Annotated in this window: 11 protein-coding genes; 10 read left to right on the top strand and 1 reads right to left on the bottom strand. The window is 30.2% G+C overall.

Features of this window, described 5'->3' with window-relative positions:
- Positions 1-105 precede the first annotated feature (105 nt).
- From lysS to KV700_RS15035, 8 genes are all read left to right on the top strand, one after another.
- Complete coding sequence (gene lysS / locus KV700_RS15070; RefSeq protein WP_218598381.1) at positions 106-1,800, top strand: lysine--tRNA ligase; 1,695 nt, start codon at positions 106-108, stop codon at positions 1,798-1,800.
- A gap of 519 nt (positions 1,801-2,319) precedes the next feature.
- A complete protein-coding gene (locus KV700_RS15065; RefSeq protein ID WP_218598380.1) occupies positions 2,320-3,210 on the top strand; it encodes a fructose bisphosphate aldolase in 891 nt (296 codons plus the stop codon).
- 406 nt (positions 3,211-3,616) lie between these two features.
- Positions 3,617-4,111: an antitoxin Xre/MbcA/ParS toxin-binding domain-containing protein gene (locus KV700_RS15060; RefSeq protein WP_166386619.1), complete on the top strand. Its 495-nt coding sequence runs from the start codon at positions 3,617-3,619 to the stop codon at positions 4,109-4,111.
- The gene (locus tag KV700_RS15055) at positions 4,111-4,569 is read left to right on the top strand and encodes an RES family NAD+ phosphorylase (RefSeq protein WP_218598379.1); all 459 of its coding nucleotides are present in this window, start codon (positions 4,111-4,113) and stop codon (positions 4,567-4,569) included. The genes KV700_RS15060 and KV700_RS15055 overlap by 1 nt, the downstream gene beginning before the upstream one ends.
- Positions 4,570-4,847: 278 nt before the next feature.
- On the top strand, positions 4,848-5,765 hold the full coding sequence (locus tag KV700_RS15050) for a glutaminase (RefSeq protein ID WP_218598378.1): 918 nt from the start codon (positions 4,848-4,850) through the stop codon (positions 5,763-5,765).
- 113 nt (positions 5,766-5,878) lie between these two features.
- A complete protein-coding gene (locus KV700_RS15045) occupies positions 5,879-6,790 on the top strand; it encodes an SMP-30/gluconolactonase/LRE family protein (RefSeq protein ID WP_218598377.1) in 912 nt (303 codons plus the stop codon).
- Between the two features lie 193 nt (positions 6,791-6,983).
- Positions 6,984-9,245, top strand: a complete 2,262-nt coding sequence (gene pulA, locus KV700_RS15040; RefSeq protein ID WP_218598376.1) for a type I pullulanase — start codon at positions 6,984-6,986, stop codon at positions 9,243-9,245.
- A 130-nt stretch (positions 9,246-9,375) separates the two neighbouring features.
- Positions 9,376-10,077 carry a hypothetical protein gene (locus KV700_RS15035; protein ID WP_218598375.1) on the top strand — a complete coding sequence of 234 codons (702 nt, stop codon included), beginning with the start codon at positions 9,376-9,378 and terminating at the stop codon, positions 10,075-10,077.
- Between the two features lie 148 nt (positions 10,078-10,225).
- Here the strand turns inward: KV700_RS15035 and rsmG are convergent, their stop codons facing one another.
- A complete protein-coding gene (gene rsmG / locus KV700_RS15030; RefSeq protein WP_218598374.1) occupies positions 10,226-10,855 on the bottom strand; it encodes a 16S rRNA (guanine(527)-N(7))-methyltransferase RsmG in 630 nt (209 codons plus the stop codon).
- Between the two features lie 121 nt (positions 10,856-10,976).
- Here rsmG and KV700_RS15025 point away from each other — a divergent pair, with 121 nt between their 5' ends.
- Both KV700_RS15025 and KV700_RS15020 read left to right on the top strand, forming a co-directional pair.
- Positions 10,977-12,068 carry an acyl-CoA desaturase gene (locus tag KV700_RS15025; RefSeq protein ID WP_166386604.1) on the top strand — a complete coding sequence of 364 codons (1,092 nt, stop codon included), beginning with the start codon at positions 10,977-10,979 and terminating at the stop codon, positions 12,066-12,068.
- Positions 12,069-12,094: 26 nt separating this feature from the next.
- Positions 12,095-13,282, top strand: coding sequence for a pyridoxal phosphate-dependent aminotransferase (locus KV700_RS15020; RefSeq protein ID WP_205860434.1), 1,188 nt, complete (start codon positions 12,095-12,097; stop codon positions 13,280-13,282).
- Positions 13,283-13,453: the final 171 nt, after the last annotated feature.

The raw sequence follows: 13,453 nt of genomic DNA, 5'->3' as shown, positions 1-13,453 counted from the left end.
ATTCTCAAATAAAGATGTTGTTTTTTATTTTATTCTCAATTGTCTATTAATTCATTTGATTGTATCTTTGCTCACTTAAATAAACATCAGAAAACTAAACAGCAAATGCAATTATCAGAACAAGAAGTTGTACGTAGAGAAAAGCTTGTAAAATTACGCGCTTTAGGCATCAATCCGTATCCTGCAGATTTATATCCTTTAGATTCTAATTCTAAGGAAATAAAAAAAGATTATGTTGAAGGGAAAAAGGTAATTATTGCTGGTAGATTAATGTCTATCAACATACAAGGAAAGGCTTCTTTTGCGCAATTGCAAGATGGAGAAGGTAGAATACAAGTGTATTTTAACAGAGATGAAATTTGTACGAGTGAAGATAAAACCTTGTACAATGATGTTTTTAAAAAATTACTAGATTTAGGTGATTTTGTAGGGATTGAAGGCGAATTATTTACCACTAAAGTGGGAGAAAAAACAGTGCGTGTTAAGAACTTTACCTTATTAAGTAAATCTTTAAAACCATTGCCTTTACCTAAGGTAAAAGATGGTGTTACTTATGATGCTTTTACAGATCCAGAATTAAGATACAGACAACGATATGCAGATTTAGTGGTAAACCCTCATGTAAAAGAGGTGTTTATTAAAAGAACTAAATTGTTTAATGCCATGCGTTCTTTCTTTAATGATGCTGGTTATTTTGAAGTTGAAACTCCGGTTTTACAACCAATTCCTGGTGGTGCAGCGGCAAGACCTTTTATGACACATCATAACTCGTTAGACATTCCGTTATATATGAGAATTGCTAATGAATTGTACTTAAAAAGACTAATTGTTGGTGGTTTTGATGGTGTCTATGAATTCTCTAAAAACTTTAGAAATGAAGGAATGGACAGAACTCATAATCCTGAATTTACAGCCATGGAAATCTATGTTTCTTACAAAGATTACAATTGGATGATGGATTTTTCTGAAAAACTTTTAGAGCATTGTGCAATAGCTGTAAACGGAACTTCTGAAGCTACTTTTGGTGAACACCAAATAGATTTTAAAGCACCGTACGCAAGAGTAACAATGGCAGATTCTATTAAACATTTTACTGGTTTTGACATTACTGGAAAAACAGAAGATGAAATTAGAACGGCTGCAAAAGGCATGAATATTCCTGTTGATGAAACCATGGGAAAAGGAAAATTAATTGATGAAATTTTTGGTGAAAAATGTGAAGCAAATTACATTCAGCCTACTTTTATTACCGATTATCCGAAAGAAATGTCTCCTCTTTGTAAAGAACACAGAGACAACCCAGAATTAACGGAGCGTTTTGAATTAATGGTTTGTGGTAAAGAAATTGCAAATGCATATTCTGAATTAAATGACCCAATTGACCAACGTGAGCGTTTTGAGCACCAACTTAAATTGGCTCAGAAAGGTGATGATGAAGCAACGGAGTTTATTGATGAAGATTTCTTAAGAGCATTAGAATACGGAATGCCACCAACGTCTGGAATGGGTATTGGAATGGACCGTTTAATTATGTTTTTAACCAACAATCAATCGATACAAGAAGTACTTTTCTTCCCTCAAATGAGACCAGAAAAGAAAACTGTAGCTGTTGAATTGAATGATGATGAAAAAGCAGTTTTAGCTATTATTACAAAAGCAGAAAAGATTGAGTTAAATGACTTAAAAGTAAAATCTGGCTTGTCTAACAAAAAATGGGATAAAACCATTAAAGGTTTAACGAAACATAAAGTAGCTAAAGTTTCTAAAACAGACGAAGGTTTGTTTGTAGAGATTGTATAATAATGCTTTGATAAGACTTGTCATTCTGAACTTGTTTCAGAATCTCATATTTTAGTTATAAATTATGAGATTTCTCAATAGACAAAACCGTCTCATTTCGAAATGACAAATAAATTACACAAAAGGAATTACAGCAATGTAGTTCCTTTTTTTATTGCTCTTTTTTATAAGGATTTTCTAATACGTGTGTAAATACAAATTACCTAAGTTAACAACAGAGAATGGCATTTGTGCTAGCAAGGCTAGAACATTAGCCGTTATTTAATAAATTTAATTTGAATAAAATTATTTACATTTAAAAAAAATAGCATCTAGTATAATTCTATTACGCTCATCAATTCAAACACCTCTAAGATACTCATTATCAAAATAACATAATACTTTCAGTAAAAAAAACAGCTAATTATTAGATAAAATTTAACGGTTTTTTTATGTTCTATTTGTTGCTGAATAAATTAACTTTTTAGACCTTTATGTGAACAAAAAACTATTTTTTTTAATTCAAAAAATTATAATGTCATGTACACATTTCAAGAGCAATTAAAAAGTATTAAAGAAGGTAAAGGGTTTATTGCCGCTTTAGATCAGAGTGGTGGAAGTACACCAAAAGCACTATTAGGTTACGGTATTGCAGAAGATCAATATAAAGATAAAACAGAGATGTTCCAACTCATTCATGATATGCGTACTCGAGTAATTTCTGATAAAAACTTTACTCAAAATAAAATTTTAGGTGTTATTCTTTTTGAAAAAACAATGAATGGTTTAATTGATAAAAAGCCTGTACCTTCTTATTTATTAAAAAAAAATATTGTCACTTTTTTAAAAATTGATAAAGGATTAGAAAATCTTAAAGAGGGTGCTAAATTAATGAAACCCATACCTAACATGAAGTCTCGTTTATCTGAAGCTAAAAAATTAGGCATATTCGGTACAAAAATGCGTTCTGTAGTTTATGAAAACAATTTAAACGGAATTAGAGATATTGTAAAACAACAATTTGCCTTTGGTTTAGATATTCTTGAATGCGGTTTGATTCCTATTCTAGAACCAGAAGTGGATATTCATGCGAAAGACAAAATTGAAATTGAAGCTCTTTTAAAGCAAAATATTCTTTTAGAATTAGATAAGTTAGACGAAAATAAATCTGTTATTTTAAAATTAACATTACCAACAGTTCCAGATTTTTATAAAGGCCTAGTAAACCACCCTAAAGTTATTAGAGTATTTGCACTTTCTGGAGGTTATGATATAGAAACAGCAAACATCTTATTAGCTAAGAATAAAGGCGTAATAGCTAGTTTTTCTAGAGCCCTTTTAAACAATCTAAAATTTCAACAAAGTACAGATGAGTTTTCATTGGCTTTAGACAGTGCTATAGACAGTATTTATAAAGCTTCAATTACTTAAAAAACGCTTATAAATAAACTGGCCGTTATTTATACTAAAAATTCAAATTATTCAATTACCACTGCTTTATCGCTGATTAAACTTCTTTTGAAAACAGGTAAAACATCAAAAGTAAATTGAAATTAAATTAAAGTAGGTTCTATTAAAAATAGTCAAATGAAGAGCAATTTTTAAGTAAAAATATTGAGATTTCTCAATCAACAAAAAAGTCTCATTTCTAAATAACATCGATAAATAAAAAGGAATTACAATAATGTAGTTCCTTTTTTTTTAGTTACAATAATTTATATTTAATTGAAAATGAAATATTAAGATCAATAAACCCTTCTAATTTTAACATAATATTTATAATTACCCTTAAAAACCAAGACAAAAGTCGTATATTTGAGGTCAAATGGATACTATTATGGATTATAAAGAAAACTCATCAGATTTTACTATTGTAAACGAAGCAATAAGTAGTTATGTATTAAATTCTCCTTTTAGCTTCAATAAAGAAAATATTACATTTTCAGAATTTTTTGATAACAAAATGCTTATTATTCAGGTTATTAAAAGTGGTTTACCTTTTAAAATATTCAATGCTATAAAAAGCATCATTCCTTTTACAGAAGAAGATTGGGCAAACTATTTAAATATTTCTACAAAATCTTTACAAAGATATAGTAACGATGCAAATTTCGTTTTTAAACCAATTCATACAGAAAAAATTATAGAAATAGCAGAAGTAAACAACCTTGGTAAAGAAGTTTTCAATTCTACAGAGCAATTTTATTTGTGGTTAAATACACCGTCTTATGCTCTTAATAATTTAAAACCAGCAGAACTTATAAAAGATTCTTACGGTAAAGAATTAGTAATGGAAGAATTAAATAGAATAGAGCATGGAATTTTTGCCTAATGAAGCTATTTAGATTATCTAAACGAAAATATGCAACAGCATTTAATGGAAAAGGAGCTGCCAAATCTAATAATAGATGGAACTCTAAAGGAACTGAAATTATTTACACCGCAGAAAGTAGAGCACTAGCCATGGCAGAAGTTGCTGTACATTTAACAATTGCTACTTTACCCAAAGATTATGTAATGATTACAATACTTGTTCCGGACATTGTTTCTATACAAAAAATTGATGCAAAAAAACTTTCAGAAAATTGGAACAGTAATCCGTCTAATTCTAACACAAAAAAAATTGGAGATAACTTTATAGATGCTATGGAGGCATGTATTTTAAAAGTCCCTTCTGCCGTAGTACAAGGAGATTTTAATTATTTGATAAATCCTTATCATAAAGAATTTAAAAAAATTAAAATAATAGAAATAACAGACTTTCCTTTTGATAATAGAATATTTCAATAATAAAAAACAGCCAAAAAAAAACAATTTTTCCGTAAGCAGTAAATGTATCAAAATGATTCAAAAGATTATAAAAAAATAAGCATTATCATTGTCAACTTGTTTCAGCATCTCATTTTTAGAATCATGATTTTTTAATGAACAAAAAGTCTCATTTTAAAATGACACAAATATATAAGAAGGAATTACAGCCATGTAGTTCCTTTTTATTGGTTTGTACTTTTGTTGTTCGTTTTAAATTTTTAGAATAAGTTTGCGATGCCTAATATCATAAAAAAACAATGGAAAATTATAAGGAAGTAATTGAATGCGTTTATGCAGATCTTAAAAATATTGATGATAATGGTAAAGTAGCCAACTATATTCCGGAATTGGCTTTTGTAGATGGAAATAGTTTTGGTATAAGTATAACAAACATTAAAAATGAAAATTTTGGAATTGGAGATTTTGAAACAAAATTTTCTATACAAAGTATTTCTAAAGTGCTAACACTAAGCTTAGCTTACAAGTTTGAAGGTTTAAAGTTATGGGAAAGAGTAGATGTAGAACCCTCTGGAAATCCATTTAACTCTTTATTACAATTAGAAGCAGATTTAGGAAAACCCAGAAATCCATTTATAAACGCTGGAGCCATTGTAATTTGCGATATTTTGGTAAGTCATCTTAAAAACCCAAAAGCAGATTTTTTAAATTTTTGCAGAGAAATCTCTAACAACCCTACATTAAATTACAATGAAAAAGTAGCCGAATCTGAAACTATTACAGGCTTTAGAAATATAGCACTATGTAATTTTATAAAATCTTTTGGTAACATTAAAAATAATGTTGATGAAGTTTTAGATCTCTATTTTCATACTTGTTCTTTAGAAATGACTTGCAAAGAACTTTCGCAAATATTTTTATTTTTAACTGTTGATAATTTTACTACCGCAAAAGGAGAAAGAGTAATAACAGAGAGCCAAACTAAAAGAATTAATGCGATTATGCTTACTTGTGGTTTTTATGATGAATCTGGTGAGTTTGCTTTTCGTGTTGGATTGCCAGGTAAAAGTGGTGTTGGAGGCGGCATTGTAGCCATTCATCCAGATAAATATTGTATTGCTATTTGGAGTCCGAAATTGAATAAAAAAGGAAATTCTTATAAAGGAATGTTGTTTTTAGAAAAATTCACCTCAAAAACAGCTTCTTCAATTTTTTAGAAAAATTAGAATAATACTATTTTATAATTAGATAAAAACAGCTATTTAAAGGGTAATAAATACTCTTTTTTAGCTTTACTTCCTTACTATTTTCGTAATTCTAAAAACGTCTTATGAAATCAAGAATCTTATCACTTCTACTTATCATTGCTTTTTCTTACCAAAGCAAAGCACAAACGCCTGTAAAATTAAGTACAAATCAATTTCGATTTATTGAAGGTCCGGCTTGGGATGGTGCTGAATTTATTTATTTTTCCGATATTCCTGATAAAAAAGTATACAAATACTCTGTAACCAACAATACGTTTGCACTTGCTTTTGATAATAAAACAGATGGTTGCAATGGATTGATGTTTGACCAAGATTATAATTTAGTAGTCTGCGGATTTAGAGCAGGAAATATTGTTAGAAGAAAAGTAGATGGAACTTTAATTGAAACCTTATTTACAGAATATAAAGGAAAACGTTTTGACAACCCAAATGAGGTTTGTATCGATAAAAAAGGTGGAATTTACTTTACAGATCCAACAAGAAGAACCCCACCTTTTCAGACAAAGAGAAGAGTATATTACATCACTCCAGAAGGAAAACTAACTGTGCCAACCGAATCAGGATTCACATTCCCAAATGGACTCTTAATTTCTAATGATGGAAAACATCTTTTTGTAAACGATTCTGATACGCATGATATTTATAAGTTTAACATTAACCAAACAGACGGAACAATTACAAACAAAACCGTTTTTACTAGTTTAACCAACGCTAATGATGGTGAACCAAAATCTCAAGCAGACGGAATGGCTTTAGACACAGAAGGAAACTTATATGTATGTTCTAAATTAACAATTCAAATTTTCAATAAACAAGGAACTAAAACGGGGTCTATCTTATTTCCAGAACAAACCACCAATTGTACTTTTGGAAAACCTGATAAAAAAACGTTATTTATAACTGCCACTAAAAATTTATACAGCATTAATTTAACAAAAACAGGTTTTCAACATCCTTTCGATTTACCTGAATAACCTGTTTATTTCCTAACCAGTAACTTCCCTCCAAGGATAAGAGGTATGCTTGTGAAACAACTATTTTTAATTACGATGCAAGCCTCAGATAATTAAACCATTAGCCATCTCTCTACGAATAAATATTTTTAATAATTCCGTTGCATATTACAATAAAAATGAAGAACTTTCCAGTACTTTCAATCAGAATGAAATGGAAAAGGACCTACATAATTTTTCTTCTTTTGAAGAATACCCAACAACAGATAAAAGTCTTTGGTTAGACTACTCTAAAGAAGAAACAATTTTTAAAATTTGGTCTCCTAGAGCAACTGCAGTAAAGCTAAACCTCTATAAAACCGGAAATGATTCTGAAGTTTTTGAAACGTTAGATCTAATTGCTGAAAAAAATGGCCTTTGGCAAAAAAAGGTTCAACGAGATTTAAACGGAACTTATTATACATATCAAACTTATATTGATGATCATTGGTTAACCGAAACTCCTGGAATTTATGCAAAAGCAGTGGGTGTAAACGGTAACAGAGCCATGGTTTTTAATGCGGATGAAACAAATCCTAGAAATTGGAATAAAGACACCTACGTAGAATTAAACGTACCAAATAGTGCCATCATTTATGAATTACATATTCGGAATATTACCATTCAAAAAGAAGCGAATTCATCGTATCCTGGTAAATATTTAGGATTAGTAGAAAAGGGCGTAAAAAGTACTCAAAATGTTCCTACTGCAATCGATCACATCAAAAGATTAGGAATTACACATGTACATTTACTCCCCACCTTTGATCAATATTCTATTGATGAAACTCATTTAGAAACTCCTCAATTCAATTGGGGCTACGATCCCCAAAACTACAACGTCCCGGAAGGTTCTTTTTCTACAAATCCTTTTAAAGCAGAAGTTAGGATTAAAGAATTTAAAACCATGGTACAAGCATTTCATGATGCCGGAATTGGAGTTGTTTTAGATGTTGTATATAATCATACTGGCGTAAAAGAAACTTCTAATTTTAATTTAGAAAACCCAGGTTATTATTATCGTTTTAATAACGATGGTAGTTATTCTAACGCTTCTGGTTGTGGTAACGAAACTTCTTCTGAAAGAAAAATGACGCAAAAATTTATGCTTGAGTCTGTAAAATATTGGACAGAAGAATATCATTTAGATGGTTTTCGTTTCGATTTAATGGCCATTCATGATATTGAAACCATGAATTTAATAGCAGAAGAAGTTAAAAAGATAAACCCAAATGCACTTATTTATGGTGAAGGTTGGGTTGGTGGAGACTCTCCGCTTCCAGAAGAAAAGCGCGCCTTAAAAAAACACATTCCTCAAATGCCAAAAATTGCTGCTTTTTGTGATGATATTAGAGATGCAATAAAAGGGGGCGTTTTTGAAGACAATAGCACCGGTTTTGTTAATGGTGCAAAGTTTACAGAAGAATCTATTAAATGTGGCATTGTAGGTGCTATAGAGCATCCTCAATTAAATTATCAATACGTTAATTATTCAAATAAAGCTTGGGCGCAACAACCTTGGCAAGCTATTAATTATGTTTCTTGTCATGATAATTATACGCTATACGACAAATTAAAAGTGTCTAGACCAGATGCTTCTTTAGATGAAATTAAAGCAATGCATAAATTGTCTACAGCCATTGTTCTTACATCCCAAGGAACACCTTTTTTACATGAGGGATCAGAAATAATGAGTACCAAAAAAGGAGATCATAATTCATACAAATCTCCAGATGCCATCAATGAAATAGATTGGAATTTAAAAGTACTAAATGCAGATGTTTTAGCATACTATAAAAACCTTATCAAGTTAAGAAAAAAACATCCTGCTTTTAGAATGCCAACAGCAAAAGAGGTGCAAGATAATTTAAAATTTAAAAAAATAGATGATGGTTTGGTTTCTTATCAGCTAAAAAACAATGCAAATAAGGATACCTGGTCAAAAATATTGGTCATTTTTAACAGACAAAACTATGACATAAACTATGAGTTAGACCAATCTTGGAAAATTGCAGTCTTAAAAGATTCTTTTGATTTTGAAGGAACAGAAAATGTTACAGATAATGTAATTGTTCCTGCAATTTCTATGATGGTTTTGTTTCAGAAAAAAATAAATACACAAGAAAAATATTATAAAAAGCAACTATTAGGTTTGGTAGAAAAACTTTTTATTGAAACTGGTGATGCTAAAAGTCGTTTTATTAATTGTGAAGCCCAAATTGAAACAACATATATTGCATCTAAAAATAAATATACGCCAAAAGAAGCTATTGAATTTTGGGATAAAATGTGGGGTGAATTAAATACAAAAGAAGCCCTTTTTAACAAATCTATAGAACTAAAATCTTCTTTCTTAATGACCGTTAAATCCAAAAGAAATGCTTCCTTAGAAAAATATTTATTATTTTTTCTGGAAGAATTAGCTAGGTTAAATTAAAAAATCACTGCTTTATAATTCTTAATTAAACACCCTTTTAGTTTGTTTCTAAAAGAAAAAAATAGATTTTTGTATTCTACGGATTTAAGTTATTTATAAATATCATATCCGTATAAAGTAAGAAACTATTATGATCAATTCTCCTCATTCTGAGCATCAAATTAAATCTGTTACTAATTTTAAAGAGTTACTTTCCATTCCTTTTCAGGGAAATGTAAATGCCCTTTGTTGGACTCGTGAATTAAAAGGTGATTTTTCTGAAATTGTAAAAAAGGTTGCACTTAGTGGTAATATGATAGAACTTCTTCCTGAAGAACTTCTAGATCTTCAGTTAAGTAAACAAGGTCAAATTGCTAGAGAAATTCTTTTAAATGACTATAAAACACTACAAAATAACGGAAAATCTCCTACTCTAAACATTATAAAAAATTATGAGAGAGATGATGCTTTTCCTTTTTTCCCTACAGATGTTTACTCTTTTCATGTAGATCGTTCTCCCATACCTGCAGATACTTTTTTATGCACATATCATGGCGCTTCTAGTGCTATTTTATCAAATTCTCAAGGCACACAAAAAATATTAATTCCAGAAATACGAGCGGAACTCAAAAAACTATATGGAGAGGAATCTGAAGCTGGTTTTGAATCCTTTTTAAGTGAATTTTTCTTTGACTTACATTATCAAGCCAAGCCTAATGCACAGCCTATTAATTTAGGTGTTGGTCATTTATGGAAACTAGCAATTGATCATCCTGAAAGCAAAGTATTACCTTGTTTGCACCGTGCTCCAGAAGAAAAAAATGGAGAACATCGATTAATGATGATCTGTTAACTGCAAAACAATTGGAAAAAATAATATAGAAGAGTATATCCTTTTTAAAATATAAATTGAATTAAATAGAAAAGATACACTCATTGGTGCATCTTTTCTATTTAAATATTCTTTTAATAAGAAGAGCTCTATTAGGTTAATTTAAAGACTACCCTTTAAACTTCATCCCTAAATGCACTACTTTTTTTGTTTCATAAAAGTCTTCTTCAAAAAAATCTGGTAAATCATAAATCGTCGCAGACGTATATAATTTTAATTCTTCAGATAAATCACCACCTTTTAAATATAAAATTCCGTTTTTTAAATCGTGATTTTGCTTTTTAGAAATTCTACCTTTCGTCCAGCCCACAAACGTTTCCATTTGTGCTACTGCTCTACTTACAATAAAATCATAAGTATCTTTTACCTCTTCTACTCTTCCGTTTGTAGTTTTTACGTTTTCTAAACCTAAACCAGCTACAACTTCATTTACTACTTTTATCTTTTTACCAATAGAATCTACCAAATGAAACTGTGTTTCTGGAAATAAAATTGCTAATGGAATACCAGGAAAACCTCCTCCAGTACCAACATCCATCACTTTAGAACCTGGTTTAAATTGCACCACTTTTGCTATTGCTAAAGAATGTAATACATGGCGTAAATACAGTTCGTCTATATCTTTTCTAGAAACAACATTTATTTTTAAATTCCAATCTTGGTATAATTCTTGAAGTTTAGAAAACTGTTCTATTTGGGTTGTGGTTAAGTCCTTAAAATACTTGAGTATAATTTCCATTAATAAATATATTTGAATTGCAAAAATAGTTATTTGTATTGGAACAATTCTAAACAAAATATGCCGTTTATTATAAAACTCCATTTCAAAAAGTATATTTTTGCATATTATAAACATAAAAATGAAAACAATAAATTTTTCTAGAGTAGATAAAGCTAAATTCTTTAGAACTCTAAACAAACGAGTAAATACATATTTTAAAGAAAACGAATTACAAAAAACAGGAAACTGGAAATTGTACACCAAAGCAATTGTTATGTTTTCTCTTTTCTTGGTTCCTTTTATTTTAATTTTAACAGTCTCGATGCCGCAATGGCTAATGGCACTTTTAATGGTAGTAACCGGAATAGGAATGGCCGGTGTTGGTATGAATGTGATGCATGATGCAAATCACGATTCTTTTTCTAAAAGGAAATGGGTAAATAAATTAATGGGAAGCAGTATCTATATACTTGCCGGAAACGTGTATAACTGGAAAGTACAACACAATGTTTTACACCATACCTATACAAATGTAGAAGGGCATGATGAAGATATAGATGCAGGACGAATTATTCGTTTTTCTCAACATTCTTCATGGTTACCAATTCATAAAATTCAGAAATATTATTCTATCTTCTTGTACGGATTGTTAACCATAAACTGGGCAATTACTACAGATATTAAGCAAATGCATCGTTATTTAAAACGTAAATTATCTTATGGTAAATTTCCAAACCCTGCTACAGAATGGACTAAGTTAGTCATTTCTAAAGTTGTATATTACGCACTTTGGATTGTTTTACCTTTATTAGTTTTAGACATTGCATGGTGGAAAGTTTTAATTGGCTTTTTTGTAATGCATTATACTGCTGGTATGATTTTGAGTTTGGTTTTTCAATTAGCACACATTGTACCAAATACAGAAATGCCACTTCCAGATAAAGACGGTAATTTAGAACACACTTGGGCAGTCCACCAATTATACACAACATCTAACTTTGCCCCTACTAATTCATTGGTAAACTTCTATACAGGTGGTTTAAATCATCAAGTTGAACATCATATTTTCCCGCATATTTCTCATGTACATTATAATAAATTAGCTAAAATTGTAAAAGAAACTGCCAAGGAATTTAATTTACCTTATAATGAATACGCTACTATGCGTAAAGCCGTTATAGAACATTTTAGACATTTGGGAGCTTTGGGTAAAAACCCAGAAATAGCATAAGTAACACAACAACAACTAACAGTAAAATGAAAAATCCATTATCGGACAGAATTAACAGTTTACCTGTATCTCAAACCTTAGCAATGGCTGCTAAAACAAGAGAATTAAGAGCAGAAGGAAAAGATATTATTGGTTTAAGTTTGGGAGAACCAGATTTTAATACACCAGATTTTATTAAAGACGCTGCCATTGAAGCTATCAATCAAAATTACAATTCGTATTCTCCAGTAGATGGGTATGCAGATTTAAAAGAAGCTATTTGTGTAAAGTTTAAACGTGACAATGATTTAGTTTATAAACCAAGTCAAGTTGTTGTTTCTACAGGAGCAAAACAATCTATTGCAAACATTGCACAAGTATTATTAAACCCAGGAGATGAAGTTTTATTACCAGCTCCTTATTGGGTAAGTTACTCTGCAATTGCAATTTTATGCGAGGCAACGTATGTAGAAATCCCTTCTTCTATAGAGAATGATTTTAAAATCACTCCAGAACAGTTAGAAGCTTCTATTACACCTAAAACAAAAATGATTTTCTTTAACTCACCAAACAACCCAAGTGGAACTATTTATAGTGAAGCAGAATACAGAGCGTTGGCAGCAGTTTTAGAAAAACACCCACAGATTTTTATCTTATCAGATGAAATCTATGAACATATCAATTACGATTCTAAACCATTTAGTTTTGCAGCAATTGAAAGCATGTACGACAGAACCATTACCGTAAATGGTTTGGCAAAAGCATTTGCTATGACAGGTTGGAGAATTGGTTATATTGGTGCTCCAGAATGGATTGCTAAAGCATGTACTAAAATGCAAGGTCAAATTACTTCTGGTACAAATTGTATTGCTCAAAGAGCTGCAATTACAGCCGTTTTAGCTCCAGTTTCTAAAATTCAATATATGGTAGATGAGTTTAAAACTCGTAGAGATATCATTATTGGTTTATTAAGAGAAATAGATGGCTTTAAAGTAAACGTTCCTGAAGGAGCTTTTTACGTTTTTCCAGATGTTTCTGCATTCTTTGGTAAAACAATTAACGGTTATAAAATTGAAAACGCAAGCGACTTTTCTTTATTCATTTTAGAAAGAGCAAATGTAGCAACTGTAACGGGTGAAGCTTTTGGTACGCCTAACTGTATCCGTTTATCTTATGCCGCTTCAGAATTACAAATTAGAGAAGCAGTAAAAAGAATTAAAGAAGCGTTAAGCTAATCTTTAAAACATATATTTATATTAAAATCCATCTTTAATTAGATGGATTTTTTTTGTTTGGGCGTGCCCTAAAGGTCAGGCTTTTCGCACTCGCTTTTTTGTAAAAAAAAAAGAGCTCAAACAATTGCTTCAATCCTTCACGCAAACCTATATAACAAATTATCAATTAAT

The sequence above is a fragment of the Polaribacter sp. NJDZ03 genome, assembly GCF_019263805.1.
GTDB lineage: Bacteria > Bacteroidota > Bacteroidia > Flavobacteriales > Flavobacteriaceae > Polaribacter.
The sequence above is the reverse complement of the archived record's forward strand: the minus strand, read 5'-3'. Positions and strand labels throughout refer to the sequence as shown.